Source organism: Ensifer sp. R1-3 (genome assembly GCF_056739175.1).
The window spans coordinates 519,870-545,782 of the sequence record NZ_CP096516.1; the positions used below are offsets into that span (position 1 = coordinate 519,870).

General features: G+C 56.4%; 23 protein-coding genes, 4 pseudogenes and 1 riboswitch. Of the genes and pseudogenes, 16 read left to right on the top strand and 11 right to left on the bottom strand.

What is annotated here, in order from left to right; genetic code table 11:
- Positions 1–190 precede the first annotated feature (190 nt).
- Entirely contained in the window at positions 191–700 is a 510-nt protein-coding gene (locus M1D43_RS19825) for a DUF1643 domain-containing protein (protein ID WP_127643069.1), read from the bottom strand.
- Between the two features lie 419 nt (positions 701–1,119).
- Positions 1,120–1,334, top strand: a riboswitch (cobalamin riboswitch).
- A gap of 47 nt (positions 1,335–1,381) precedes the next feature.
- Here M1D43_RS19825 and M1D43_RS19830 point away from each other — a divergent pair.
- Entirely contained in the window at positions 1,382–2,062 is a 681-nt protein-coding gene (locus M1D43_RS19830) for an energy-coupling factor ABC transporter permease (RefSeq protein ID WP_127643068.1), read from the top strand.
- A gap of 204 nt (positions 2,063–2,266) precedes the next feature.
- Here the strand turns inward: M1D43_RS19830 and M1D43_RS19835 are convergent, their stop codons facing one another.
- A complete protein-coding gene (locus M1D43_RS19835) occupies positions 2,267–2,488 on the bottom strand; it encodes a hypothetical protein (protein ID WP_164873289.1) in 222 nt (73 codons plus the stop codon).
- A gap of 390 nt (positions 2,489–2,878) precedes the next feature.
- On the opposite strand from M1D43_RS19835, the gene M1D43_RS19840 reads away from it, so the two are divergent.
- Positions 2,879–3,010 carry a hypothetical protein gene (locus tag M1D43_RS19840; RefSeq protein WP_017264806.1) on the top strand — a complete coding sequence of 44 codons (132 nt, stop codon included), beginning with the start codon at positions 2,879–2,881 and terminating at the stop codon, positions 3,008–3,010.
- Between the two features lie 101 nt (positions 3,011–3,111).
- Here M1D43_RS19840 and M1D43_RS19845 read toward each other — a convergent pair whose 3' ends face one another.
- The 3 genes and pseudogenes from M1D43_RS19845 to M1D43_RS19855 form a co-directional block, all read right to left on the bottom strand.
- Positions 3,112–3,492, bottom strand: coding sequence for a YbaN family protein (locus M1D43_RS19845; RefSeq protein ID WP_017264807.1), 381 nt, complete (start codon positions 3,490–3,492; stop codon positions 3,112–3,114).
- A 138-nt stretch (positions 3,493–3,630) separates the two neighbouring features.
- A complete protein-coding gene (locus tag M1D43_RS19850; RefSeq protein WP_014527388.1) occupies positions 3,631–3,828 on the bottom strand; it encodes a hypothetical protein in 198 nt (65 codons plus the stop codon).
- Positions 3,829–4,173: 345 nt separating this feature from the next.
- Positions 4,174–4,706 (bottom strand): annotated as a pseudogene (locus M1D43_RS19855) (Crp/Fnr family transcriptional regulator).
- On the opposite strand from M1D43_RS19855, the pseudogene M1D43_RS19860 reads away from it, so the two are divergent.
- Positions 4,705–5,301, top strand: a pseudogene (locus tag M1D43_RS19860) (hypothetical protein). The pseudogenes M1D43_RS19855 and M1D43_RS19860 overlap by 2 nt on opposite strands.
- Positions 5,302–5,428: 127 nt before the next feature.
- On the opposite strand, the gene M1D43_RS19865 reads toward M1D43_RS19860, so the two are convergent.
- Complete coding sequence (locus M1D43_RS19865) at positions 5,429–5,650, bottom strand: heavy-metal-associated domain-containing protein (protein WP_127643066.1); 222 nt, start codon at positions 5,648–5,650, stop codon at positions 5,429–5,431.
- Positions 5,651–6,065: 415 nt separating this feature from the next.
- Between M1D43_RS19865 and M1D43_RS19870 the strand changes: the two genes are divergently transcribed.
- On the top strand, positions 6,066–6,911 hold the full coding sequence (locus M1D43_RS19870; RefSeq protein ID WP_003526549.1) for a hypothetical protein: 846 nt from the start codon (positions 6,066–6,068) through the stop codon (positions 6,909–6,911).
- Between the two features lie 22 nt (positions 6,912–6,933).
- On the opposite strand, the gene M1D43_RS19875 is transcribed toward M1D43_RS19870, so the two are convergent.
- Together M1D43_RS19875 and M1D43_RS19880 are read right to left on the bottom strand one after the other, a co-directional pair.
- Positions 6,934–7,905 (bottom strand): mitochondrial fission ELM1 family protein, encoded by a 972-nt coding sequence (locus M1D43_RS19875; protein WP_498814434.1) that lies wholly within the window; start codon positions 7,903–7,905, stop codon positions 6,934–6,936.
- Positions 7,906–7,962: 57 nt separating this feature from the next.
- On the bottom strand, positions 7,963–8,877 hold the full coding sequence (locus M1D43_RS19880; RefSeq protein WP_127643064.1) for a glycosyltransferase family 92 protein: 915 nt from the start codon (positions 8,875–8,877) through the stop codon (positions 7,963–7,965).
- Positions 8,878–9,107: 230 nt separating this feature from the next.
- Between M1D43_RS19880 and M1D43_RS19885 the strand changes: the two genes are divergently transcribed.
- The 3 genes from M1D43_RS19885 to M1D43_RS19895 all read left to right on the top strand — a co-directional run bounded on the left by M1D43_RS19885 (position 9,108) and on the right by M1D43_RS19895 (position 11,680).
- Entirely contained in the window at positions 9,108–9,938 is an 831-nt protein-coding gene (locus M1D43_RS19885; RefSeq protein ID WP_015243265.1) for a hypothetical protein, read from the top strand.
- Between the two features lie 42 nt (positions 9,939–9,980).
- Positions 9,981–10,712, top strand: a complete 732-nt coding sequence (locus tag M1D43_RS19890; protein WP_013850948.1) for a hypothetical protein — start codon at positions 9,981–9,983, stop codon at positions 10,710–10,712.
- A 62-nt stretch (positions 10,713–10,774) separates the two neighbouring features.
- Positions 10,775–11,680: a glycosyl transferase gene (locus tag M1D43_RS19895; RefSeq protein ID WP_127643063.1), complete on the top strand. Its 906-nt coding sequence runs from the start codon at positions 10,775–10,777 to the stop codon at positions 11,678–11,680.
- Positions 11,681–11,806: 126 nt separating this feature from the next.
- Here M1D43_RS19895 and M1D43_RS19900 read toward each other — a convergent pair whose 3' ends face one another.
- Complete coding sequence (locus tag M1D43_RS19900) at positions 11,807–12,496, bottom strand: glycosyltransferase family protein (RefSeq protein ID WP_010975426.1); 690 nt, start codon at positions 12,494–12,496, stop codon at positions 11,807–11,809.
- 132 nt (positions 12,497–12,628) lie between these two features.
- Between M1D43_RS19900 and M1D43_RS19905 the strand changes: the two genes are divergently transcribed.
- Positions 12,629–14,266: an ArnT family glycosyltransferase gene (locus M1D43_RS19905; RefSeq protein WP_498814508.1), complete on the top strand. Its 1,638-nt coding sequence runs from the start codon at positions 12,629–12,631 to the stop codon at positions 14,264–14,266.
- Here the strand turns inward: M1D43_RS19905 and M1D43_RS19910 are convergent.
- Positions 14,242–14,979: a hypothetical protein gene (locus M1D43_RS19910; RefSeq protein WP_014527380.1), complete on the bottom strand. Its 738-nt coding sequence runs from the start codon at positions 14,977–14,979 to the stop codon at positions 14,242–14,244. The genes M1D43_RS19905 and M1D43_RS19910 overlap by 25 nt on opposite strands.
- Positions 14,980–15,254: 275 nt before the next feature.
- Here M1D43_RS19910 and M1D43_RS19915 point away from each other — a divergent pair, with 275 nt between their 5' ends.
- The 3 genes from M1D43_RS19915 to M1D43_RS19925 all read left to right on the top strand — a co-directional run bounded on the left by M1D43_RS19915 (position 15,255) and on the right by M1D43_RS19925 (position 18,855).
- Positions 15,255–16,244 (top strand): KpsF/GutQ family sugar-phosphate isomerase, encoded by a 990-nt coding sequence (locus M1D43_RS19915; protein WP_498814436.1) that lies wholly within the window; start codon positions 15,255–15,257, stop codon positions 16,242–16,244.
- A 111-nt stretch (positions 16,245–16,355) separates the two neighbouring features.
- The gene (locus M1D43_RS19920; protein ID WP_127643062.1) at positions 16,356–18,389 is read left to right on the top strand and encodes an acyltransferase family protein; all 2,034 of its coding nucleotides are present in this window, start codon (positions 16,356–16,358) and stop codon (positions 18,387–18,389) included.
- Between the two features lie 169 nt (positions 18,390–18,558).
- Positions 18,559–18,855 (top strand): hypothetical protein, encoded by a 297-nt coding sequence (locus M1D43_RS19925; protein ID WP_013850942.1) that lies wholly within the window; start codon positions 18,559–18,561, stop codon positions 18,853–18,855.
- Between the two features lie 65 nt (positions 18,856–18,920).
- On the opposite strand, the gene M1D43_RS19930 is transcribed toward M1D43_RS19925, so the two are convergent.
- Positions 18,921–20,099, bottom strand: coding sequence for a polysaccharide pyruvyl transferase family protein (locus M1D43_RS19930; protein ID WP_127643061.1), 1,179 nt, complete (start codon positions 20,097–20,099; stop codon positions 18,921–18,923).
- Positions 20,100–20,598: 499 nt separating this feature from the next.
- Here M1D43_RS19930 and M1D43_RS19935 point away from each other — a divergent pair, with 499 nt between their 5' ends.
- From M1D43_RS19935 to M1D43_RS19955, 5 genes and pseudogenes are all read left to right on the top strand, one after another.
- Positions 20,599–22,404 (top strand): ABC transporter ATP-binding protein, encoded by a 1,806-nt coding sequence (locus M1D43_RS19935; protein WP_498814437.1) that lies wholly within the window; start codon positions 20,599–20,601, stop codon positions 22,402–22,404.
- Positions 22,405–22,453: 49 nt separating this feature from the next.
- Positions 22,454–22,681 (top strand): annotated as a pseudogene (locus M1D43_RS19940) (anti-CBASS protein Acb1 family protein); the annotation flags it as partial.
- 347 nt (positions 22,682–23,028) lie between these two features.
- A pseudogene (locus tag M1D43_RS19945) lies at positions 23,029–23,208 on the top strand (electron transfer flavoprotein subunit beta/FixA family protein); the annotation flags it as partial.
- 305 nt (positions 23,209–23,513) lie between these two features.
- Positions 23,514–24,446: an FkbM family methyltransferase gene (locus tag M1D43_RS19950; protein ID WP_127643059.1), complete on the top strand. Its 933-nt coding sequence runs from the start codon at positions 23,514–23,516 to the stop codon at positions 24,444–24,446.
- Positions 24,447–25,133: 687 nt separating this feature from the next.
- A complete protein-coding gene (locus M1D43_RS19955) occupies positions 25,134–25,874 on the top strand; it encodes a sulfotransferase family 2 domain-containing protein (RefSeq protein ID WP_498814439.1) in 741 nt (246 codons plus the stop codon).
- Positions 25,875–25,913: the final 39 nt, after the last annotated feature.

Genomic DNA, 25,913 nt, shown 5'->3' on the forward strand with positions numbered 1-25,913 from the left:
TACCCGATCGGGGCCGGGCCGCCTGGTATGTGATATGTGAAGACGAATTCCGGATGGTGCCCGCACAGGGGCAGCAGAATATCGCGCGCAGTGCCGGTGATGGCCGTCTTGACCACGCGGCCGCCTTCCCCGGCGCCGCGGCGGACATCCGGGCGCGAGGTTTTCCCAGCGGTAGTTGAGGGGGAGGTGGTCATCGCGCGAAATATTCCTTCGGTTGCGTGGACGCAGCCACATAGAGCGGGTGTACGGGATGACCGTCTGCCGTCAGTTTGAGAGCCGCTGGGTTGAAGAACGCAAGCCTCTCCGCGACTTCGCGTCCACGATCATGAAGTGTGCCATGTGTTCCCCACGCACATATGATCTTACGTGCGCTTTGCGCGATCGAGAGCAAGTGCCTGTCGTTATCTGGGCCGATCGGGTCAGGGTGGTCGTAAAGGGCCTTCGGATCGGTGGAGCGAAGTGCAAAGAGGTTACCAACAATCAAGCCGCCGTGGCCCCAAGCCCTCGCGAAGCCGATGCACCGGCGAATCGTCGGGTCATCTTGGCAGGCGTCCGCTATGGGCGGGTTCAGCATGAGGAAGGCGACCTTGGCCTTCTCCGAATCCCATTGCCGCTCGAGACGGTAACGGTAGGCACCGCATCTTGAGATAGTAGCCGAAGCCTTCACCTCGGTTGGAAATACATCGAGCGTGTCGCCCATCACTCAGCCTCTTCCGCCCCGGACAGCAGCCTCTGCCGACGCCATGCGCTCGTGAACGATCTCGCCGGTCGGATGCAGGATCTGGCCCAACAACGCCGCATGGAAAGATAGAATACCAGTCTCGACCGCCGTCACCGGCCTTTGCGTCATTCGCGGAGGATCAACCAAACGGCGATTTGCCCTTTCCAGGGGAAGCCGCTCGTGTCCGACCCTGGTCTTTCGCATCTTGTTTGAAGATGGGTTCTCGCGCAACCAGGCCACAATACTCCGGGGCGTTGGCCTCTGGTTCGGCCGCGGTATTCGAGTTGGGTGATGACCTTGCCCTCGGCAAATCTTCGATCGGCGCGAACTTCGAGCAGCCGAAGGCCTGAATGGTCTTGTGGATAGAACATTTTCCGTTGTTTTCTGGCCAGCGTGAGCATACCAGATCATGTGATGGTTCCGCCCGACTGAAGAACGGCGGATGAAAAGGGAACACGGTGAGGACGACCCATCAGGGGCTAAAACCGTGGCTGCCCCCGCAACTGTGAGCGGCGAGCAAAGTCCAAGGATGCCATTGGCCGTGAATCGGCTGATAAGGCGGACAAAGCTACGACCCGCAAGCCAGGAGACCTGCCATCACCTTGGGCGACACGCCTCAACAACTGCCACGCCGCACGGTGGGTGCGGAAAGGAGAGCACATGCATATCGAACCAGGCGTCGTCGATGGCGCAAAGATTATATTGAGTTATGCCACTGCCGCAGGGGCTCTCGGGCTCACCGCCAAGTTGGCGGCTGACAGTATTCGCAACGACGGTGGTGCCGGTGCGCTCGTGTTACGCAGTGTCGTGACAACGGCTTTGGTCTTCTGCTTTTTCGAAGTTCTGCCGCACCATCCTGCTGGTGTCTCGGAAGTCCATCTTATCCTGGGTTCAACCCTTCTTCTCTTGTTCGGAGCAGGCGCCGCTGCGGTTGGCCTTGCGGCTGGTCTGCTTCTTCAAGGGCTTTTCTTTGCGCCGTTCGATTTGCCACAATATGGGATGAACGTAACTACGTTGCTGGTGCCCCTTTGGGCAACCAGTCTGCTCGCCGCGCGGATTATTCCGTCTCGGACCGCATACGTGGAATTGAAATATAGGCAAACTTTGGCGCTCTCCACGACCTATCAGGGCGGTATTGTTGCATGGGTTGCCTTCTGGGCACTTTATGGCCACGGCTTCAGCGTCGAAAATCTCGCGGCCGTGGGTTCGTTCGGCGCTGCCTACATGAGCGTCATTCTGCTGGAGCCGCTGATCGACTTGGGTGTTCTCGCCGGTGCAAAGGCGCTTGATCGCTACAGTCGTGGTCCCATGTTCAATATCAGACTGCATCAGGCGGCGTGATTATGAACACGCCCAGTGCATGGGTATGGGGGCGATAATCTGAGGCGTAAGCGGAATTGATCTCGCTTTCGCCGTTCCCAATTCTCCAGCAGTAAGCGGCATTCGAAGCGGATCGGAAGAGGGCGAGAGCCCAGCGGGACGAAGAATATGTCGCGTCGGAGCTGCGGCGGATCAGCCTTCAATGCCACCGCAGCTCTGTTTGTGTCAGGCCGTCTCGCTGTCCGAGGCACGGGGGTTCCGCCGTCGCGTCTTCACCATCATTGTCGTCCGGCCACCAGTCGTGCCAATCGTCGCCCACGCCCTCTCCGCCTGACCACCGTCGAGCCGGGAAGTTAGCATCTGGAGCGGCTTGTCCTGCCCAATTCCGCTTTGCGGCGTCACATACGCGGCGATGTCCTTCTGGCAGTCCCAGATCAGCCTCTTCATCTTCTGTTTGTCGGCATGGGTGGGATCTCCTCGGGGGTCAACACATGACCGCTCGCGACGTTCCGATCCTGCCGCTACGAGCGACTTGTTCCAAAATACCCTGCCGCAATGGTGCTGCATCGCCCATCACTTTGAGGGTCAGGAATTGTTTCAGCAAGTTATTATGGGATTCTGGGCGTCCTAGCATTTCGTTCGATGTGCGCCCATCCGCGCTTGGGTCGCCGCGAAAAAATGCGAGGGAGCGCAGTTTGTGGCTCTCGTTCGTGTTATTCGCAATCGAACAGGCGTGTGCCGCGAACGGCAGGCGCTGGAAATTCCCTAAATACCTAGGGTTGCCGCGGCGCCTCCGAAACGCATTTATGCCTCGGGCGCGTATACCAGGAGGTAATAATGGACGTCGAATTGCTGACCGGTCTAGGTGTTGCGGCCTTCATCCTCGCCATATCAGTGTTAGTCGGGCAGGAAGTTGGACTTGCAACGAACGTCCTTGAAACGCAAGCGACTGTAACCTCGAAGCATTGAGAGCCATCCCTCAGAGAGCGCTACGGCACTCGCACCTATTGCGCATGCATTGCCGGCAAAGGGACGTGTCGAAACAAGGAGCGGCGCGCGTGCTGCTTTTCTCATGGTTTGTTTGGCGGTTCTGGACGGGACACGATGAAGGCACCGCAGGTGAACATGATACCGGTAACCACGAGCAAAGCGATTGCCGGTGGTTCGAACGCAACCCACAAATAGATGAGTGCCAAACTCATCAGCAAAACTGCAGATATTTTGGCACGACGTGAGATTGCTCCTTCTTCCCGCCAGTCACGTAATGGCGGCCCGAACAATGGATGGTCCATCAGCCATTTCGCGAGACGCGGCGAGGAGCGCGAAAACAACCATACCGCCAGGAGGAGGAAAGGCGTCGTGGGCAGCAGCGGGAGAAAGATTCCGACAATGCCGAGCCCGACCATCAGCCAGGCGAGGCTGAGAAGTGCAAGGCGCATAGAAAGGTTCATCTGCCTTCTCTCCGGTCAGCTGCCAAATGCCGGCGACGCGTGTTCCTGCCGAGACGAAATAAAGCTCCGAATTGGAGAGATACAAGGTGCTTCATTCTTCAACATACAGGAGTGGCGGGGAAAAAGCGCCTCGCTGCTCTAAGCCCCGCCAAGCGTCGCCGTTTCGTCGATTGCGGTGTCTTTGCCGAGTTCTGATTCATCCTCGGTTAAAGCGAGATAACCGTGACTGCCTAACCAGTCTCGAACGATGAGACGAAGGGCTTCTTCCCGGTTGACTGCATATTCAGCCATGAAGAGCTGAATTCCGCGTTCTGAATCTTCTTCGAGGTAAGTCATCGAGCTGCCCCTGTGTTGCCGGTGTCGATCAAACCGAAAATCCAATCACATGACAAGGCTCCCCGGTGGGGCCTTTTTCTTTCAGGCACTCGTCATTCCACGCGATTATCCCAGGGCACTCTGACGGAAGTTTTCTCGACAAGAGGAATGGCCAACGTTGAAGATCGCCAACCTTGCGGCATGTCGAAGCGATCGCCTCCACGTCTGCGGACCTGTCGCTCTCGCATGGCCGAATCAATTCGCGCGCGGACAGGGCGTGCTTTGAATTCTGTCACTGCTGCCATGTCGAACCCGCCGGCCGTTCAGTCGCTGCCGACGCCCGGCTCCTGAGTTGCATCTCCGATCTTAGTCACGGCGACGTGAAATCTCGCGGTACAGTGCTTCCGGAGAAACTGCGATCTCTTCGGCAAGTCTTCGCCATTCACCCTTTGGGGGAAGATCGCCGTCGCTCCATGTTAGCCAGCCGTCCAGCCGGGCTGCGACTGTCCGCAGGCAAGGATTTCGGCGCGCTTCCTGGTATGTTGCAGTTCGTTCGAGAGGTGGCGTGACCATTCCAAGGCGAAGACATGGTCCTCGTTTAGCAGCCGCTGGATCTCGCCGATTGCGACCAGAACCACTTCCGTCGCCATCGCGGCGACGGCGTCGCAGTGGTAGTGATCCGAAAACACAGAGGCTTCGGCTAACACCGTTCCTCGCCTGGCACGCTGCAAAACCGCAGGGCGGCCGTCCTCCTGATAGCGCACGAGGTTTGCACATCCATCGGTTACCAGGAACATGACTCGCACCGGATCGCCTCTGTGAAAGAGGTGATCGCCCTTCACAAAGGATCTACGCGCGACGGCCCTCGGCCGAAGAAAGGCAAGAATTTCATCCGACATGATAACTATCATGTTCACGGTGGCGATCGGTTGGCAAGCTGAACACCCTCTCTCGTTAGTTCCAACTGGTGTCCCCATGAAAATCCTGTTCCTTACGCTTATGGCCGTTACTTTGCCGCTGCCCCCAGCGGCCGCGGGAGAACACGTCCACCATTAGCCATACGCCAACCAAGAGCTCAGCGAAATCAAAAGCCTGTCGGCGGACGATCTTGCAGAACTTGAAAGTGGCGGAGGGTGGGGCTTGGCGAAAGCCGCCGAGCTTAACGGCATCCCAGGACCTTCTCATGTGCTGAAAATGAAGGCCGACCTCGCCTTAAGCGTCGACCAGGAAACATCGACGCAGCGCATCTTCGAGAAGATGCGAGAAGACGCGGTGAGCGAAGGAAAGAGACTGATCGCGGGCGAATTGGCGCTTGAGATTGCGTTCCGTGAGGGCTCGATCAACAAGGCCAATCTTCGTGCGCAACTTCGCGCGGTGGAAACAATCAGAGCAAACCTGCGCTACATTCATCTAACAGCCCATCTTGAGATGATGCGCGTGCTAACCGAAGCTCAGGTCAAGCAGTACAGCGAGCTGCGGGGATACGCCCGCTGATCTGAGGGTTCAAGAAACCATTCCCAACCTGCTTTGGTTTTGCCGGAACGGCTCGTTAAGTTTCTATTGTTTGCCAATCACGCGCGCCCCCGGCGCGGCGCGTGTGATTGTTCGGTAACCTGGGGAATCAGTCGACGTGGCTGCAGCAGGACTTTTTGAAGGACGCCCGGTAACCAGCGTCTTCAATCGCAGCGATGAAAACATCGGGTGCAATCTCGGATTCGATCGAGGCGGATTTCGCCTCGAGATTGACGGCAACCTTGGCCTTCGGGTCGGCGGCTTTGACGGCCTTCTCGACCGTGGCGGCGCAGTGTCCGCAGGTCACGTCTTCTACGTTGAGGTGATACATCGAAAAGTCTCCTTTGATCTGACTTGAGCGAATGTGGAGCTTCCAACGATGGCAAGGTCAAGGGTGTGCTCTACAATTCCGACTGTGCACCCCTTGATGATGGTGGCCAGACCAGAACAGGCGACGCAAAGATAGCAAAATTGGCGCGGCGTGCCGGTGAACTCGACGGAGCTGAGATCGGCACTCCAGCGTCCATTTCCAGCCACAACCTGGACAGTATCATTTGCTGCAACTCGTGCGTTGACGGCGAGAACTCATTTGAGTTGCCGCACCGCCTTGGCGAATGCGCGGCTTGCAAGTAATAGGGTCTTGCGATGCACGCGCTTATTCAGTCTTTGTGCCCATGTCGGCACGCCTGCTAGCGGATTTGAGATCGACAGCTGCAGGAAGTGTGCAGCAACTGGGAACGGAGCAAATGACCACAAGCGTTTTGGCAGCAAGCGGCGGCGTGAAGCAAGTCATCTGCATCAATTGGGGCACAAAATATGGAGCCCCCTTTATTAACCGGCTCTACGCGATGGTTGCTCGCAACATCACGCCGCCTTTCACCTTCACCTGTTTTACCGATAGTCGCGCAGGTCTGAACCCCGCGATACTTTGCGAAGACTTGCCTCCACTCGACGTGGAGACCATGCCGACCAACACGAGAGGCATATGGCCCAAGGCCCGGCTGTGGGGCCCGTCCTTGGGAAATCTGAAGGGCCCGGTGCTTTTTCTCGATCTGGATCTCGTGATCGTGTCGTCGCTGGATGTTTTCTTCGAGATAGGGGAGGCGGATGACATAATACTGGCGAGAAACCAAACCACACCATTTGAGCGTCTCGGGCAAACGTCCCTCTTTCGCTTTCCCGTTGGGAAACTCGTGCCGCTGCAGGACAAGTTCCGATCCGATCCACAGGGCGTGGCCGACGAGTACCGGTACGAGCAGCGCTTCGTAAGCCGCAAGGCGCCTGGGGGGATAAAGTTCTTTCCGCGGAAATGGGTTCTCCATTTTCGCCAGGACTGCCGCTGGCCATTTCCGCTCAATTACTTCTTTGCGCCACGTCTGCCGCATGATGCACGTGTCGTGATTTTTCCGCGCGGTCTGCATCCACAGCACGCGGTAGAGGGCCGATACGGAACCAAGGGTCCCCGCAAGACAGCGTTCAAACACATAGCGGGAGTCTTCGATGCGAAGCAAAGGAAGAACAAGGGACCGCTACAATACTTGCGACATTATATCCGTCCGACGCCTTGGGTGGCGGAGCACTGGCGCGAATAATCGTGGGACCGCACTTAGCGCCTTACGGACGGTCGAGCTTGGAACGAATTACCGAGGCGATGCGGCGCGTTTCATCGAGTGGTTCGTAGCTGTAGGGTTCGATCTTTCCCTCAAACGGCCGGGTCAGTTGCAAAGTTTCATGCAGATCCCGGTGATAGCGCTCGAACTTGTCCAGCCGCGGACCCGCGACGTGGGTTAACTCGAGTGTAAAGACAGGCTTGCCCGTCGCCAGGGCCTCGCAGGGCATCGTGATCGAGTCCTTTGCGATGACGAACGCGTCAGCGGCCGCCATGTAGTCGAGGTAGGGGTTCTCGCTTCGCCTGTCCCAAACAGCAATCCTTTCGCTGTTGAGTGTCGACAGGGCCTGCTGTGTGTGGTCTTCAGATCTACGTGAGGCCGATACAACGATGCGCCAGCCCTCTTTCTCCAATTGCTCGATTGCGCCCTTTATGTTTTGGTGGGTTCTGTCGTCGTAAACATATGCTCCATTCGAGCCGCCTACGAAAACGGCGACTATTGGGCGCCCGTCCGGTGACAATCGTCTGAGGGCAGCATCCCTAAGAGGCGCGAGCCGCGCCCAGGTAATCTGATGCGGTACTCCGACCATCGAGTGATAGTTCGGCCGCTGGTCCAATTCCTCGACCCAATCGTGACGAGAGACGAAAACAAGATCGTATCCTTCGATGCGTGGGCGTTGGAGATGGACGGTGAGAGGCTTACCGCCATAGGCCGCTTTGATGTCGAGGACCGCAGGTTCAGCGCGGAAACCGCAGGAGATTACGAGTTCCGGACGCTGTTCTCTTTTGCGAAACAATCTGGGTTCGAACAGTTTTCTCAAGCCGCGAGTCCGACTGATTAACTTGACCACTGGCTCACGATGGAATTGTTTACCCACGCCAAGGCACTGCGTAAGCGTTCCCGCCTTGCTTTCTGCCACAGCCCACACGCAGCTCGTGTTGAGCGTGTTCGCCGTTTCGTCGTGGTTATCTTGCAAAGCTGAGCTCCGTTGTGACGTTGGTCCGCTCCCGCCGTGCCCCGCGTTGGCTAAATATTACTGGCCGAGATCGATCCCATTCTTGTCGACAAAATCGATCATGCTGCGGTCTTCGGTGGCGTTCGCTTCGATATACCTAATAGTGGTCATGACCTTGTTCCGGTATTTCTCGGCAGAACCGTCGAAAGACCAACCTCTCTCTGTCTTTTCCTTCAGCTCCTCGATCGATTTCGCGTAATAGTGATTGAGCTGCAGGAACTCTGCGGAGTAAAAATCGGCAGCCTTCCGCTTTTTCTTTGGCACCACCATCCCCGCATCATTTGCGGTTTCGTCGCCGTAGGAACGTGTTTGGAAGTGATGCACGCCCACTTTCGTGACTTCGACCGGATCGATAATGCATTTGAAATTGCTTGCGTCGAGGTTCTGCCGCATGGGATCGGAGACCCGCATCTTATAATTGAGGCATACAGGCCCTGCTGGTCGCGAGACATGACCGCTATGGCCGAACATATGCCAGGGCAAAGAGATGTTAGGAAAGCCGCCGGCTCCTCGTAATGCCTCCTCTAACGTTCGACCTTTCTTGGGCAATAAGAATTCATCAACGTCGATGAAAGCCATACGCTCATATTTACCGCCGAAGTTTAAGATCGCATGCGCGAAAGCAATCGTCTGCCCGTTCAAGAATTCACCACTTTGTTCATCCCGCATGCGCATTTTCCAAGGGACGACGGTCAGTTCTTGGCCGGTCAGCGACCGCTGAAGTAGTTCGACCGTTCCATCAGTCGAGCCGTCATCGTAGAGATGGAAATGTCGAACACCAACAGCTTGGTGAAAACGCACCCACTCCGCAATGTAACTGGCTTCGTTTTTCACGCAGGCGACGATCGCAATGCCGTGTCGGTTCAACTCCCCTTGCGGAGGTGTGATAGCAAGTTCTCTCGTAAGATGCCGTTTAGCCTTCAGTCCAAACATCTACGCCCCTTGGTCTCTAAACATCGAACGGCTCTCCTTCCTGCCCTTCGCCCCAGCCGACGCAGAAGGGACCTTCCAAACCTTTGACCATGTACCTTCCGAACTAGCATGCCGGCTTTGATTTGGAATACATCACCTTTATAGAGGGAGAGAGCCGAACTTGGAATCCAAGCCTCGGTAGCATGGAGAAGTCGCGCGCCGATAGCACGCTGAAGTTGGGATGAGTGAACATGGACTTTCCCGCCTCCGGAACGACGGAGAATTTGACGACGGCGGAGCAATGGTGTGCTTTGTTTTCGAGGTATTCACACGTTATCCTCGTAGCTAACAGCGATCAGGTTAACGTCAAGGAACTTCAGGCCGAATACCCGCGGACGGCCCTCTTTGTATTCTTCAATAAGGTCTACAAGATTCTTGATGAACAATTTTCCGGCCACTCCTTGCTGATTTCACGCGCTCAACCGGGAGGCGCAAATATCGTCTACCGCCAAGAGGTCGCTGACGTCGTCAAGCTGTTCGCGCCGCAGGACTTCCTGGGCATCATGAACATCCGCCTGGCGGCGAGCGAGAGATTGAACACAAGCTCCGATTACCTGGGGACGCCCACGGGACATCTGGATTTGACCGGCTTCTGCGCTGATTTTTACCCACAGGCCAAAGTCCCTACGAGCGGCTTCGCCATCGCCCTATGGCTAGTTGACCAGGCGCTTCCGGCCAAGATCATCCTGGCGGGATTCTCGGCAAAGCGCAGCGAAAAGTGGCGGGTGGTGGCTGTCCACGATTGGACTTTCGAGCAGGTCTTCTTGCGCCTTTTCGAAAGGGTGGGCAAGTTGACGATGCACGGTGGTATCGCCACAAACAGTTACGCATCGCTTGCTTCAAGGTTCCCGGAGTTGCCCGCTGCGGAAATCTCTTCGACGATCGCAGAAGTCTTGTCATCGCGTCTGAACCAGACCGATGCACAAGTGGACAAGTTGATATCTCTAACAAACGTGTTGCGGTCGATCGACGAATTTTTACGTCGGCTGAAGCCGAAGTTTTTGAAGAAAACGAAGGCGTAAATAGCATCGAATTGACGAGTACCGATTTTCTGGTGAGGACAAATGGGATCATGGATCTCCGACGCGCGTAAGCGCATATACCGGAATCTGAAGTACCGCATCATGCGGCCGGATCCACCGGCCGCACCCTTTCGATTCAATAGCCCCGTCGTGGTTGTAGGCTCCGCGCCTGTCTCCAATAGGCCGGCCGGATTGGACGAGAGCTTCAGGATCATTACCGTGAACGGCTCGCAATCGGTCATCGCCAAGTGGGGCGTTGATGCGCCGGATATTACCATGATGATGTTCAACCAGGTCGAAGGAACCACTGCGAACGCGATCGAGGTCAGGCGTGTGCTGAAGGGGCAGCGTACAGGGACGCTCTACGTATTTCTCTGGCGCAAGGACGATCGCGCGCGCCTGGAGGAGGGTTTGCGAGCGTTCGATTACAAATACGATCGACTGGAAATCGTCGATCGGTATGAGCGGATGGCGTTGCTGGATCGTGTGGCTGACTTGCGCTCCCTCGAGATGGACGCCGATTCCAAGTGCTCGAACGGTATGAACGCGGTCCTTTTTGCCCTCTACAACGGAGCACCTGCCGTCATCGTCACGGGAATAAATCCGAACTCAAGCGGTCACGTCTACAATTCAACGGGTTTGACGCGTCTTCATGTTCAAATGGACAAAGTCCTCGTTTCCAAGCTGATTAGTGAGGGCCGCCCGATCTTCACGGCGGATCCGCCGGTTTCGGAAGAATTAGGCATTCCGTTGTGGAGCGGTAAAAACCGCTAGTCCTTTGCATATTTGCCCTGTGTCGTCGTTTTGCTCGCTCAACGCCTGCGTTAGAGAAATCAATGATTTCAAATCGTCCATTTTCACGTTCCTGCATCAAGATCGCCGTTCGCCTCCTACTGGGTCGTTCCAGGGCCCATGTTCAGGATTGGTTTCCCGGGCTGAAACTCGAACTTGCAACCGCTGATCGAGACGGCACGATCCAGTATCGAGGCGAGTTGGTAGGACGTCTAACGAGCCCGTTGCGCGCCCTGGAAGAAAAGCCGGCGAATGTGCTTATCGTCGGCTCCGGCCCCTCGGTGGCACGATGCGATCTGACCCGCGCAGACGGGTCTTCCTGCCTTCTCTTGAACGGCGCGCTACACCTTTTTCCCAGCGTAATCGCAAAGCCTCTGGCGATAGCAATCGAAGACGAACGGTTCGTATGGAGACACTTCGATCTCGTGAAGCGGATTCCTGCCGGATGCGTCTGTCTGCTCTCTGTGAGCGTGATAAGGGCGATCTGCGAGCTGGATCGCACATGGCTGCGAGACAGACAAATCGTATTGATCGATAACGTGCGAAAGCCGTACGGGGTGGCACGTCGGGACACCGCGGAACTACGAAAGCTGCCGTATGTGAGGCTGAGCGAGGACGGCGACGTCGGCTTTTCCGAAGACCCCTTTGCCGGCATTTTCCAGGCAGGCTCGGTCGCGGTTTCAGCCGCACAGTTTGCCGTCGCCTGGAGGCCCCGCTCGATCGGCTTCGTCGGGATCGATCTCAGTAATGCCGATGAACCGAGATACTACGAAACAACCGATAAGGCCTATTCGGGAATCGTCGCGGCCCAAAAGCGGATCGTCGACCATCTGGTCATGACACGGAGTATAGCCGCCGAAAGCGGTATCGAGGTCGTAAACCACTCGCCTATCTCGGCCCTTGTCGGGATGGGGTTTGGCTACGACGCCACCTTTGCCCAAGCTGAATGACGCTTTAGCTGGGATTGCGTTAGCTGACGTTAAAGCACTGAAGCTGTATCGCAGCACCATATCGGGGCGGAGGCGGTTAGTTGCTCGCCGCCGCCCCGATGAAATTGGCTTATGAGTGTCGCGCCATTAAGCCGAGCGCTGCGTTACATGAAGAACACGATCACGTGTAGCGAACCATTCCTCGGCGTAATCATCGTTTTTATACTCATCGAAGTAAGGCCCTCCATCTGTGAAATGGACAAGCTTTGCATCCGGCGAATATTCGTACTCGTTTACGAGCCAGTTCCAACTTGCGGGCAGTTCGCCGATCAGGTCGTCGGACTCTAGCCATTTGAACTGATGCAACTCCAGCCCAGACGCAGTATTGACGTAATCCAAATCGAGCTTTCGGCACTTGGCGTTATTGAACAGGATCACGCTCGACCAGTTCTTCTTTTCGTACTTGGTTTGGACCTGGCCCAAGAACTTCGTTTCGACTTTCGGAACGTAGTCGTGTTTTACGCACATCGCTGCATAGCGATCGTCTCTCAACTCCCACAACTGGGCGATGTCAGTCCGCATGAGCATGTCGCAGTCGGCGAAAAGCGACCAGCCCTCATAACGGCTTAGATAAGGCACCAGGAATCGCGAAAAGGAAAACTCTGTAGATTGGAGAGGATTCCGCTCGCGCGTGAAAATATTCTCGACATTGTTCAAGGATATCGGCGTGAACGTAACCGGGATGGAGCTCTTTTCCAGAATACTTTGGCAAAGAACATGATAGGCGACGACTTCCTTGCTGTCGAAGCCGATGTAAATATGAGCACCTTGCGTCATTTCACCTCCGATTATGGGTAGGCTTCAAAACGTCGTTGGTCTGGCTTGATCCTCTAAGCGGCGAAACGATTTCAACTGACGTTTGATTTGCGTCTCAACCGGATACCAGGTGTAACCAAAAAAGGCGGCGGCGTGAAGCCTGGGGCAGCGGAACGATATGGTTGGTTGTCCGTCGTCCACAGGAGGGCGTCTGGCAATTTCCGCGAACTTCGCCTAGTAGCTTTGTCGCTGGCCCGCGATATTGCCACCAATGCGGGCGAGGACGATGGGGGAAGAATGCGCAGTCTCCTGGTTCGAAGACCGAATCTCTTATACGTTCTGATCGCCGGCTATTGCCTGCTGAGCATCATCCTGAAAGTTCTTCGACCGGACTCGCTTGAGATAGACGAATCCGAGCAAGCACTGCTGTCACAATATCTGCTGCTCGGATACGGAGCCCAGCCACCCTTCTACAATTGGCTTCAATATGGAGTCGTGACGCTATTTGGTATCTCCGTTGCGTCGCTCGCCATTGTAAAAAACGGTCTTCTGTTCCTCTTCCTTCTATTCTACGGGCTCACGGCGCGCCTTCTCTCCAGCAGTCGGCTCGCTCCGGCGGTGGCGGTGCTGGGCGTCCTCACGCTCCCACCGGTTTTCCTGCTGTCACAGCGCGACTTATCGCACACCGTCGCCGCGTTATTTGCGGTGTCGCTGTTCCTCTACGGCTTTTTCCGTGCGCTAAAGAGCCCACCAAAGGTTGGCCATTATTTGCTTGTCGGCGTTGCCGTGGGGCTCGGGGCGATTTCGAAATACAATTTCGTTATCTTGCCGGTGGCGGCACTGCTCGCCATTCTGCCAGAGGCAAAGCTGCGCAAATATCTGTTCGACTGGCGTGTGCTCGCATCAGTTGCGGTTTGCGCGATGATCGTGGCACCCCATGCCTACTGGATCGTCAATAATCTTGGACATGCCACCGGTGTCACTGTCGCTGAGATGAAGGAGGGGGCAGACAGCGCGCGGCTTCCGCACGCGATCCAAGGCCTTGTTTCCCTCGCGGTTTCGGCCCTGAAGGGCGTCGCACTGACCCTTGCCGTCTTCGGATTGCTCTTCTACGCGGATGTCGGGAAAATCCTCCGCGCCGAGAGCCTAGGGACGAGGGTCATCGGCAGGATGATTGTCGCCTGCTTCCTCATAATAGCGTTTATCGTGGTAGCAATGGATGCGACCCACATCCGTGCGAAATGGCTGGCGCTTTTTACTGCGCTCCTCCCACTTTATCTGACGCTGAAAATCGATGCCGCCGACCTGGATCCTGCCCGGCGCCTGCCCGCACTTTTTTCGATTTCGGGCATCCTCTCCGTCGGCGTCATCGTGATGCTTTGGGCAAGGGTCTTTGTCGGACCAATGATTGGCGATTATTCCTTCGCGCACACGCCTTACAACGGTTTTGCCAGCACGGTGCGCGCTGATCCGGGTCCGCCCCCGGTCGCCATCGTCGTCGACGACAGGATCGTGGCGGGTAATCTCAGGATTCAGTTTCCCGATACCCCGATCATCCTGACCGGATTTTCACAGGAGGCGGAGAAACACCTTCCGCCGGGTCGAATCTTGGCGGCCTGGTCGGCTGAAGGTAAGGGGCGAGAGGAGGTTCCTCCTCGCATTACGGGCCTACTGCAACTCATGCCCGTCAGGATTGCGGACGCAAAGCCGACGATCGTCTCAGTTCCGTACAACGCCGGGCGCCCGGGCGACACATACACTTTTGCTTATATTTGGGCGGACTTCCACTGAGCCGGGTTGGCGCCGATCGCGCCGCCCATGTTGCGAATGACGTCTTCTCTGTCGCGAACGAAAGGGAGGCCGATGTGCTCAGAGAGTTCCAGCTCCGTCGTGAAGACATTTCCTCGATCTCTCAAACGCCTGAGAACGAAGGTGTCTTCCGCAATCTGCCGGCGAATTCTGCCCTTCTCATCGTAAGAATGGCCCATCTTGGTGACTGAGAACCCGGCAAGCGTCACTGACGGCACTCCCATGAAAAGTGCATAGCACAGGGCGGCAACTCCGTTCGTCACCTTGCCGACTTCTCCAATATCGGAGGGAAGCCCGCCACTCACGACGTTGACGATCGCTTCGCGCTCAGCTTTGGTGGCGCGCATCAGGCTCTTGTAGCGAACATGCGGCATTGCCAGAAGTTTCAGGTACATCACCCAGATAGACTTCGTATGAAGCCATAGAAGGCCTCTCGTCCTTACATAGGGATGCTCTTCCCACGATTTCTTGCGCTTTCGAAACGTCAAATCGGCGGGTGGGAGACCCAGTGCATTGGCCGTCTTGCCAGCGTTATTGACGTCAACGCGTGCGCAATGTCCAATCAGGTCCGGCGGAATCGTGGGGGAGGGCGCGGAACCGAGAATCAGCCACGGCTTGTCGATAATGCCGAGTCGCGAGAGCCAGCGGCGGTGCTTTTCTCGCAGTTTTTCAAGCGCTTCAGGTTCAATCGTCATCGCGAAATTCCATTGAACAGGTAGGCGGGCGAGATTCACTTAATGGACTGACTTTATGTCTCGCACAAGCCAGACTACCTGTCCATTCGCCGCCGGGTCTTCGGCTAGAAAGGGGTGAGCCAGTATTGCAATTTCTCAATACTCTGCCGTCACGGTGCAGAAAGCGTGGAATTACCCGCAAATCGCACAATTTAGCCATCTTGATTTGATTTCGAAGACTTCAACGGTAAGCGACGCCTTTAAAACGGTCGTCGACAATTTCGGACAGTCAAGAAATGAACGTAGTTGTAAGTGACCCAATACTGGCGTCGGTCAGTCGTACGATCGCCACTGCCGCCGACGGAATCAATGCGCTGGCGGGCCGTCTGGAGGATAATGCGGCCTTGCGCCGTAGTTTTGTCGATGCCATCGAACTCGTCGCCTCCAAGCGTGGCCGGGTCGTTGTGGCGGGTGTTGGCAAGAGCGGGCACATCGGACGCAAGATCGCCGCGACGCTAGCTTCCACCGGTACGTCCGCCTATTTCGTGCATCCGACGGAAGCAAGTCACGGCGATCTCGGCATGATCACCGCCGAGGATTTGCTCATCCTGCTTTCATGGTCCGGTGAGACGGTCGAACTCGGGAACGTACTCACTTACGCCAAGCGCTTCAATGTCCCGGTCATTTCCGTCACGTCGAATGCCGATAGCACAATCGCTCGCAACTCCACGATCCCCGTGGTTCTGCCGAAAGTGCCGGAGGCATGCCCACATGGTCTAGCCCCGACCACGTCTGCAATGCTGCAGTTGGCAGTGGGGGATGCTCTTGCAATAGCCTTGCTTGAGCGGAGGGGGTTTTCGGCCGAGGACTTCAAGACGTTTCATCCGGGCGGCAAGCTCGGTTCGCAGTTGCTGCTCGCCCATGAGCTGGCCCATTCGGGCGAGGCTGTGCCACTTTTGCCGATCGGCAGTCCGATGAGCGAAGCAGTCATTCAGATGTCTTCCAAGGGTTTCGGGGTCGTCGGCGTCGTTGGTGGCGACGGTGAGCTTGTCGGTGTCATTACCGACGGCGATTTGCGGCGCCACATGTCACAAAATCTTTTGCTCCTCACCGTCGAGACCGTGATGTCGCACATGCCTCGCGTGATTACGCCTGGAATGCTGGCCAGTGCAGCCATGGAAATGATGCAATCGCAAAAGATCACGGTGCTGTTTCTGGTCGATGATGTTGGCCGGCCGTCGGGCATCTTGCATGTCCACGATCTTCTGCGTGCCGGCGTGGCCTAAGACAAATGGTGCCGCCCGGAGATGGTTGGCGAGCCAGCCTCCGAGGAGAGCACACCGTACGATCTAAGGTGGCTTAAAACGCCGCTTTGGCTTTGGCAGTCCATCACGGAAATGGGAACGCGCTTGGCAGTAATCCACCGAGACTTCGAGTATCGCCCGGACCTGGACGGCTTGCGAGCCGTGGCGATCTTGCCTGTGCTCCTCTTTCACGCAGGCTTCAGTTCGTTCTCAGGCGGATTCGTCGGGGTCGATGTCTTTTTTGTCTTGTCCGGGTTTTTTATGGCGAGGATCATCCTCACCGACCTCGAGCGTGGCAGCTTCAGCTTTTGGTCGTTCTACCTTCGGCGGATGAGGCGCATCTTCCCGGCATTGTTCTCGATGATTGCCGTTTCGGCGGTTGCGTCATGGTTTTTGCTCATGCCGCAAGAGTTTCGGTATTTCGGCGACAGCGTACAAGCCGCTGCCTTGTTCACTTCGAACATCCTGTTCCGTAGCGAGAGCGGCTATTTCGATCTCTCCTCAGAAATGAAGCCATTGCTTCATACCTGGTCTCTGTCGGTGGAAGAGCAGTTTTACCTGATTTTTCCCGTCGCGGTTTTCCTTGCCTTCAAATTCGCGCATAGGCACATCCGTGCAATCGTGTTGGCAGTTGCGCTCTTGTCCTTCGGGGCAAGCACTTGGGGGATTGTTCACTCGCCCGAAAAAGCATTCTACCTGCTGCATTTTCGCGTTTGGGAGCTGCTGATCGGAGTCCTTGTTGCCATTGCTCCTGCCTCGACTTATGGGCCCCGCGGGTCACAGGCAATGGCGGCACTCGGACTGCTGGCAGTTCTCCTGGCCGTTTTCGTCTATTCTCCTGATACGCCCTTTCCCGGTATTTATGCGGCAGTGCCCTGCCTCGGTACGGCCCTTGTGATCCACGCACACTGTCGAGGCGGAGCGATAGGGCGCTTACTGGGTAATCCCGTTTCGGTCTTCATCGGACGCATCTCATACTCGCTCTACCTTTGGCATTGGCCGATAATCGTGTTCTTGCGCTATGGCCTTGGCCACGAACTGACAACCGGATGGGCACTGACCGCCGTGGCGATGTCCTTCGCGCTCGCATACATTTCATGGAGGTTTGTCGAGCAGCCCGCGCGGTATGGCGTGCTGGCCTCCTCGCGCGTCGCGATCATCGGCGTGAGTAGCGCTGCTATTTCTTCGGCGGTCGCCTTCGGCTTCATTGTCAATGACCTGAAAGGTATTCCCCAAAGGTTGCCCGAAAAGGCACGAACGCTTTACCAGGCCACCTATGATGAGAGCCCATTTTCCTCCAAGCGGTGTTTCACCGATTCAAATGGGGAAGGTCTGACACCGGTTCAGATAAGGAGAGGGGAGATCTGCCGGGTCGGAGTCGAGACTGCAGGCGAGCCGCGGTTCCTCGTGTGGGGAGATTCTCATGCCGCTGCGATCGCTCCTGCTATTGACCTTGCCGCTCGCCAAATGGGTATATCGGGCATGTTCGTCGGGCGCGGATCGTGCCCGCCCTTGCCCAATACGGATTTCGGTCCTCCGGGGGCGGTCAAGAGATGCATCGATCACAATTCCGCAGTGATGTCGCTAATCGAGAAGAGAAAGTTCGCCTTTGTGTTCATGGTGGGCTATTGGCCTAAGTACGTCCACCGAGATGAGCTTCCGGGTCAGGGTATCTTCTTTGACCCTCGCGTCGTACCCTCCCGGACCGACTGGTCTACTCCGGTCAGGAAGGGACTTGATGCGACCTTGACCAACCTCGCTCGGCAGGGATCGAAGGCGGTGTTGGTTATGGATGTGCCGGAGATGGGATATGATGTTCCCGAAGCTCTTGCACGAGCCGCTGCGTCTGGACGCTCGCTCGATATAGCTCCTTCTGTTGAATACACCAATAAGCGGCAAGCTTTGGCCCGGCGGGTTTTGGCGGATGCGGCCAGATCGAGCGGAGCTTTGGTTGTCGATCCGATGAGCGCAATCTGCGACGCCTCCAGGTGTCATGCTATGCGAGAGGGCACCGTTCTCTATAAGGACGGGGATCACCTGTCGGCGAAAGGTGCGGAAAGTCTCTCAGCACTCTTCCGTCCCGTGCTGAGCATAATGCGAGAGAGCGTCCAGGCTGCGAGTCGCTGAGCGGGCGGCGGCCGGTACTCGTCCCACACGTGAGACAGTTCTCCGTCCAAGAAACTTTGAATATTGTGCCGCGTTCATTCTTCTACTTCGTGTATTGTAAATCCGAATTGCCACTGACAAGCGCCGCTGTTAATCTCCGCTCAAGGTGCAATCACCGGGGGGCGGAAGTTTGCATTTCGAAGATGACGGATTGCGGGTAGCGACCCTTGAGTTTCTGGTGAAAGTCCTTGCAACCAAAAGGCTCAGGGACGATCCCGATGCCGACCTCAAGCAGGACGTACTCAGCGCACTTGAACGTATACCGCTGCAATTCGTCTCCAGTGAAGTGGAACGGGCCGAGATCAGAGCAAAGATGCATGCCGAGGCAAATGCAATCCTGAACTGGGCGGTGGAGGGGCGGACAACCACGATCTCGCCAATTGCGGGTAGGCCGCTATCTGCCTCGCATTACCGCCAATGGCGATAATTCGGAACGCGCGCCGCTGTAATTGGCCGCTCGCCGCAGCAGCGTCTGGTCGAACGGGGGACCGACTATAGCGGCTGCTCAGCCATAGCGCGCTTCAGGAAATGAACGTATTTCTCCGCGGCCGTTGATCCCGGATGTCCCTGCGATACGCCCCCGCTCAGCACCGCGGCTGCCGCGGCATCGAGGTCCGTGTGCGGATGCACAAGCGTTATCAGAGGAGAGTATCGTTCAAGCCATTGATTCTTGTGGGTCTTGACGTCGAACAGGAGAGAAGGAACGTTACAGAGGAGACTGAAGATCGCCATATGATATCGCCCGCCGATGTGCAGGCGGCATTTTGAGATCGTCTCGGCAGCATGTTCGATACTGGCCGTCTCAGCAAAAATGCCGCCACGGCCAATGATCTCGGCCTCATATGGAGAGAATCGTTCAACTGCGTGCGTAAGAACAACAGGCCGAAGCTTCCACGCCTCGCAAATCTTCAGCGCAGCCTTTAGAATTTCAACGTCTTCTTCGGCATTGTTTCTGGCGCCGGTGGTTATCAGGCAACCATCGCGATCCGCGACGGGCGCTGGCGATATCCGAAGAAATGCAGCATCTGCCAGAAATTCGATCCCGTAATACTCCGCCGAGATTTCGTCGCGTGCGGCCACATGGCCGAGTTCGCGGAAAAGCCCTTTGAGATAATCCGATCGTTCGCCCTCGTAGATAGGTATCGTTCCGTTCAATACAGCAAATGGCTTTCCTAGCTTCCTGGCGGTGAGAATAGGGGTGAAGAAGGTTGCAAGCCCTTCTGCCGTTGTCCTGTGGTCCAACGATCCCTCTGGCTGAAGGATCACGAAATCGGCGGCCGTTATATGGTCAACAGCGCCTTCGCCATATGCAGTGGAAAGTCGGGTCTCAATGTCCGAGAGTTCATATCCTCCAGCGGATGTGGACTTCGGGAATTCCTTCCTGAAGGCGGCGAAGTTGAAACCGATGGACGTAATCTCAGCCGCGGGGAACGCATCTAGAATTTGTTGCTTGAGACCCTGGCTCGTCAGTCGGCATCCGATATTGACCCTAAAGTCTGTATCGTTGAACAGAGCAATCTTGATTTTCAAGCCGGACACTTCTTGCTGTCGGCAGGAGCTTGCGAGCTCGTCAACGAAGCTCTCGTAATGCCGCCAAAAGCCGGATGGATCGCCTGATGATATATGCTCCCGGCAAATCGTGCGGGCGTCCGAGTACCTTTTGTCTGCCACGAGAAATCCCGCAGCGCGCCTGGCTCTGGAGACGTCTGCCCCGCGTCCTGTAGCTGCCAGCACCAAGTGCCTTGCAGCTCTGTCAGGATTCGAATTCCTCAGCTTTTTGGCGAACCGCCAATGTATGGCGGACTTTATCCCCTCGAACAATTTTCGTGCTTTCGATCAGGTTCAGGATAATGGCTCCTGTATAAGTGCACAAATTTCAGTCCGACATCAAGAAATTGCGAAGGGCCTCCGAAGCCTCGCTCACACGGAGCCGAAGCCTCGCCCGCACGGAAAACATTGAAAACGAAGTCATGGCAGAGTGGGTGGCTTCCGACCTCGTTTGAACTGAAATCCTGTGAAGTTGCAGAAGGGAGGCGGCTGGAAGGCTGAACCGTTGGGCTTGCCACAACAGGGTGCCCATGACTGGTCAAAACGGTCTCAAGGCACTATAGAGACCCGGGGACGGCGCCAGTACACGGGCACGCATGCGTGATTGCGGGGACGGGACTATTTGAACGTCAAGGATCGAAAAGAGCGCGAAGTCGATAATGAAACGATCGCTGGGATCCTAAGGCGCGTCATTGCCGAAAACGGCCGCGACCATATCGGCGGATATGCGTTTGCCATTGCCTGCCTGATGGTCGTGGCTGCAACGACCGCTTTCACGGCGTGGATCAGTGAAACGGTGATCAACGAAGCTTTCGCCAACAAGCGCGGCGACGTCGTTCTACTCGTCTGCTTCTCGATATTTGCTGCCTTTGTGCTGAGAGGCCTTGCGACTTATGGGCAAGCCGTCGCTTTATCGAAAATTGGCAACAGTATTGTCGCTAGCTATAAGCGCCGGCTTTATACGCATCTGATGGCGTTGAGCATTGGCTTTTTCCAGGAAAAGCGCTCCGCACACCTTACCGCCAAGATTAACCAGAACATCTCCGGCATCCGCGACGTGCTCAACATGACAGTCACGTCGGTCGCCCGCGATGTCCTGACTCTGGTCGGTCTTGTCGGCGTGATGATAAGCAAGGACTGGCTGCTCTCGCTCATCACCTTTGTGGGGACCCCTCCGTTGCTCCTCGGGCTCCGCTACATTTCCAGGCGGCTGCGTCTGGCGACGCGCGAGGCGGTCGAGGCCAACAGCCGCGTGCTAGGCGCGATGCAGGAAACCATCCAGGGCATTTCCATCGTCAAAGCCTTCACGATGGAGGACGAGTTGGGCCGCAAGGTCGAGGGCATCATCAAGGGCGCGGAGAACCGCGCCAACCGCATCGCGCGCTTGAGCGAACGGACGGCGCCGTTGACGGAGACCTTTGCAGGCCTGGCAATTTCGGGCGTGCTTGCCTATGCGGCCTTCCGCACGATCTACAGCAACGTGGCCCCGGGTGCCTTGTTCGCCTTTGTAACGGCGCTTCTCTTGGCATACGACCCGGTGCGACGCCTAGCTCGCCTGCAGGTGTCCCTGGAGCGCGCTGCCGTCAACGCCCGCATGCTTTACGAAATTTTGGACACGGTTCCGCATCAACGGGACCTGCCCGGGGCGCGTCAACTGGCCTTCAGCGAAGCGACCGTCGAGTTTCGCGACGTGCGGTTCTCCTATGGCAATGGCGAGGAGGTCCTCAAGGGTGTCAGTTTCCTGGCGGAAGGTGGCAAGACTACCGCGCTCGTTGGCCCGTCCGGAGCCGGCAAATCGACGATCATCAGCCTCATTCCACGCTTCTACGATCCACAATCGGGCGTGATCCTGATCGACGGGCAAGACATAGCCGCTGTTACCAAGCAGTCTCTGCGCAACGGGCTCGCCTATGTCTCACAACAGGCTTACCTCTTTGAAGGTTCCATCCGCGATAACATCCGCTACGGCCGGCCCGAAGCGACGGACGCGGAAGTAGAGGAAGCGGCCCGGCTTGCCTATGCGCATGATTTCATACTCGCGCAGCCACAGGGGTACGATACACCTGTGGGTGAACAAGGCATGACGTTATCCGGCGGCCAGCGCCAGCGCCTCTCGATCGCCCGAGCGCTCGTCCGCAACGCGCCTATTCTGCTTCTGGACGAGGCTACCTCGGCTCTTGATACGGAGTCGGAAGCAGCTGTCCAGAAGGCACTCGATCAGGCGATGAGCGGCCGCACCGTCATTGTGATCGCTCACCGGCTTTCCACCGTCGTTAATGCCGACAAGATCGTCGTGATGAACGAGGGGCTGGTCGTGGAGGAGGGGACGCACGAAGAACTCGCGCGCCGTCCGGACGGCGTCTACGCTCGCCTCCACAACATCCAAGGTGGCTTTCTGGAATTGACTGTAGGAGCCGATGCCACTTAGCTGGTGCTCGAGGCCTGACAGGCGAGCAAGGTGGATGAGTCACTGACTCATGTTCAAGACCAAGGCCGATGCAGCCCGTTAGCTGGTTGGCACCGCAGCGGGGCAGGAGATCATCTGGCGCGATGCAGTCTCAGATGCTCTGGTCAACACCTTTGTCGAAGACGGCTCGCTGCCAGGTCACGATGCTGCGATCGAGGAGTACGGAAAGCTCAGCAAGCAGGAGGCGTCCGAGACGGAACTTTGCGGCACGGCGGTCGCAAAGGCCATTGAGGAGTGACGAAACTGAAAGGATGATCAGAAAACCGAGAAGGCCAACATGAGCAGTGCGGCCCAGAGCAAGGCTGACAGTTCAGCCGCTACCAGGAACCCAAAAGCGGTGTCGCTCATATAATCCTCCTCAGGCAACCTCCATTGCGGGAAGGGACTATAGGGGATGGATAAAGGTTCCGCTACATATTAATAAATTCGAATAGGATAATTTAGAAGATCGTTGTGTGATCCACAGAAGGCAACCACCACTATGGTCCACAACCTAGCCCGGCGCTCAAAGGAAGCGTCTGCAAGCTCACGGCTTTCTCATGTACGAGGCAACCGCCAGACTGATCGCCGAAAAGGACGTTTGACTGGCCACGGGGCACCTTCGCCTCGAAGGTCGAGATCGGCGACGGCAAGGTGAACGTCACCCGCGAGGTCGACGGCAGCCTGCATACGGTCGACCTGAAGCTGCCGGCGGTGGTCACTACCGACCTCAGGCTGAACGAGCCTCGCTATGCCTCACCGGCGAACACCATGAACCAGAAGAAGTACAACAGTACAACCAGGCTCGCGGCAAGAGTGGTGATCGATCTGGTGTCGGCTGGTGTCCGGCGCTACTGCTTTGGAGATAGCTAGATAGCTAAAAGGTGAGCCCCACAGCAGGTGGTGCCCCGCGCATGGAATCGGTAAACTACCGACCGCTCATGAAGGCAGAACCAAATGCGCTCCCGGTGACAAATTTGAGACTTATGATGTTAAGTTTGCGAACTACAACGGGCTGGCGAAGAACAGGAGCGGTTTAACCCCAACATGATGTCATCAAGCATGTAGAAAGAGACCACAGGAGCTCTGGAATGAAGACTTTTGGGAAGAGTTTACTGTGCCGAACCGTGGCAGCGCTCCCACTGCGAGTCCAGAAACTGATTTTGGCAGAACTCGCGAGGAATATAGAAAACTTTGAGGCCGCCGGAGATATGGCGAGGAGGATGGGTTTCACCGGTTTCGTCGCTGACGGGGACGCCGGAACTATTCGCGGCGCTGTGGACGACGATTCAGTCCTTGTCAAATACGCAAGAGAACATTCTTGGGCTCCGCGTGAGCGTTCCCTCTTTAAGGAATTGTTTGCCGAGCGAGGTGGAACTTACTTGGATATAGGCGCCAACATCGGCTTGACAGTTATCCCTATCGCCCAAATGCCGCAAGTGGAATGCTTCGCTTTTGAGCCAGAGCCGAACAATTTCCGCTATCTCTCAGAAAACATCGCCGTCAACTGTCACAACGGTAACGTTCGCCTACTGAACCTTGCTCTATTTGACAAGGATACGACTGTGCTTTTCGAGATTTCTGTGCGCCACTCCGGAGATCACCGAATAAGTCTGAGCGTATCGAATGGGCTATTAAGTGAGGGCCCTCGCCAGAGGATCTCTGTGGTAGCGAAGCGCCTTGATGATTTAGTTTTGGATGTGGCTAAGCCTCTCGCGGCCAAGATTGACGTGCAAGGAGCTGAGCCTTTTGTAGTTGCCGGCGGCAAGCGTACATTATCGCAGGCTAATTTAATCTCAATGGAGTTCTGGCCATACTCTATGCACCGCATGGGCGGTGATGTGAGTGAGTTGATCAATTTCCTGATTGAGAATTTTCAAGAGGGCAGTATCTCTGCCGGCGACAAGGACGAGGCCGCTATCTGGAAAACCATTGGGGAGACGGCAGCATACCTTCGCAGCTATGCTAGCAGGAACCTTGGAAGGCCGCTCGAATATCTGGACGTTGAGGTCCGGAAGACTTGAGCGAGCACCTTACCCGTGGGCTCGCCAATAAGGCGGAGACTGGCACCCTCTTTCATCCTTATGCCGATTTCGATTTAAGGAATCACGCAGGGCGGAAAGATGCTGTCGCTTGCCAGATGGGGTGGTTGCCGCCCGCCGTCCTCCCCCTAACGGCATCGCAATGTGCCAAGGTGATGTGGTGTAGGCCACAGAACAGAGGACGGCGGGGGCGCTCCGTCATCCGCGGCAGCCGGCAGCGCCAGAGCTGTCAGCCATGTAAGTGATGCCAGCAGAACAGCTCTCCCGTGGACGGTTCTTTTCGCATGGCACTTGAGCATTTGGTCTTTGGTCCTCGCTCATTTCCCGCTTCAACGAGACGGCTCACGCTTTGCACGCACGGCGCGAGCTTGGCAGGGGCATCAATGTTGACTGGCCGCAGGTCAGCGCGTTCCAGTCCGGCCGGTGCTCGGAGCAGAACCAGTTGGCCTCCACGCTCCCGATTGCGCATGACCGTTTCGGCTAGGAAGGAGAAGAAGTTCTCCGCCTCCGTTTCGAATGATGTCCGGCCATGTCGAGACAAAAAACCGCTTCCCCTAGCCGAGGCCATGCATAGGATGCAGATATGAGGGGCATTGGCGTCAGTTTGCTGGAGTCTTCGCTTTCGATGACAGGCGGGTTCGACATTTCCGGCTAAGGAGTGGCCAGGCAGTGATTATATCCCATCGCCATAAGTTCATTTTCATCCACGTGCCGAAAACCGCCGGCAGCGCGGTATCCGCCTATCTTGCTCGCGAATTCGGACCATGGGACGTACAACTTGGATCCTGGAAGGATGCACTCGGAAATGGAGCCAAAGCCAATCGGCTGGCGCTGATTGCTATGTTCTGCCACCTGTCTCCACGCAAGATTGCTCAAACCCTCATCCGCAACCACAGCGTCGATTCGCTGGCCGGTGTCGCTCTCAGCCGGCGTTTTGCAGGCAGGCTCGCGGATCATTCGAGCGCAAGCGAAATCGAGGCCTTCGATCCCTCTGCCTGGAAACAGTATTTCAAATTCTGCTTCGTGCGAAACCCGTTCGAGAGGGCTGTTTCTCTTTACAATTGGCACTACAGGAAGGCCGATACCCGGCCGAGCTTCTCGCAAATGCTCTGCTTGATCGAAGCAGGTGCAGCCGAGAAGGAGCGTATTAATTGGAAGTCGTGGCAGCTCTACACCAAGAATGACGAAATCGTTGTCGACTTCGTCGGTCGGCAGGAGCGCCTGTCGGAGGATCTACGAAGCGTATGCGACAGAATCGGACTGCCTTTTGATGAACGATTCCTGACCAGAGCGAAGGCTAACCCAACAAGGCCAGATATTCGCAGTTATTATAAACCAGGCGATCGCGAACGCGTCGAACGGTTGTTCGGCGCCGAGATCGAACATTTCAAGTATCGTTTCCCCGATTAGCTTTACGCATCCTGCGGTCGATGCGTTTGGGGAGAGGTT

Bases quoted from the DNA above. Each gene is read 5' to 3' on its own strand.
- M1D43_RS19845 (WP_017264807.1), bottom strand. From the start codon at position 3,492: ATGAACCTTTCTATGCGCCTTGCACTTCTCAGCCTCGCCTGGCTGATG.
- M1D43_RS19950 (WP_127643059.1), top strand. From the start codon at position 23,514: ATGAAGACTTTTGGGAAGAGTTTACTGTGCCGAACCGTGGCAGCGCTC.
- M1D43_RS19865 (WP_127643066.1), bottom strand. From the start codon at position 5,650: ATGTATCACCTCAACGTAGAAGACGTGACCTGCGGACACTGCGCCGCC.
- M1D43_RS19895 (WP_127643063.1), top strand. From the start codon at position 10,775: ATGATTTCAAATCGTCCATTTTCACGTTCCTGCATCAAGATCGCCGTT.
- M1D43_RS19920 (WP_127643062.1), top strand. From the start codon at position 16,356: ATGGGAACGCGCTTGGCAGTAATCCACCGAGACTTCGAGTATCGCCCG.
- M1D43_RS19890 (WP_013850948.1), top strand. From the start codon at position 9,981: ATGGGATCATGGATCTCCGACGCGCGTAAGCGCATATACCGGAATCTG.
- M1D43_RS19915 (WP_498814436.1), top strand. From the start codon at position 15,255: ATGAACGTAGTTGTAAGTGACCCAATACTGGCGTCGGTCAGTCGTACG.
- M1D43_RS19825 (WP_127643069.1), bottom strand. From the start codon at position 700: ATGGGCGACACGCTCGATGTATTTCCAACCGAGGTGAAGGCTTCGGCT.
- M1D43_RS19850 (WP_014527388.1), bottom strand. From the start codon at position 3,828: ATGACTTACCTCGAAGAAGATTCAGAACGCGGAATTCAGCTCTTCATG.
- M1D43_RS19880 (WP_127643064.1), bottom strand. From the start codon at position 8,877: ATGTTTGGACTGAAGGCTAAACGGCATCTTACGAGAGAACTTGCTATC.
- M1D43_RS19840 (WP_017264806.1), top strand. From the start codon at position 2,879: ATGGACGTCGAATTGCTGACCGGTCTAGGTGTTGCGGCCTTCATCCTC.
- M1D43_RS19900 (WP_010975426.1), bottom strand. From the start codon at position 12,496: ATGACGCAAGGTGCTCATATTTACATCGGCTTCGACAGCAAGGAAGTC.
- M1D43_RS19830 (WP_127643068.1), top strand. From the start codon at position 1,382: ATGCATATCGAACCAGGCGTCGTCGATGGCGCAAAGATTATATTGAGT.
- M1D43_RS19910 (WP_014527380.1), bottom strand. From the start codon at position 14,979: ATGACGATTGAACCTGAAGCGCTTGAAAAACTGCGAGAAAAGCACCGC.
- M1D43_RS19870 (WP_003526549.1), top strand. From the start codon at position 6,066: ATGACCACAAGCGTTTTGGCAGCAAGCGGCGGCGTGAAGCAAGTCATC.
- M1D43_RS19835 (WP_164873289.1), bottom strand. From the start codon at position 2,488: ATGAAGAGGCTGATCTGGGACTGCCAGAAGGACATCGCCGCGTATGTG.
- M1D43_RS19885 (WP_015243265.1), top strand. From the start codon at position 9,108: ATGGACTTTCCCGCCTCCGGAACGACGGAGAATTTGACGACGGCGGAG.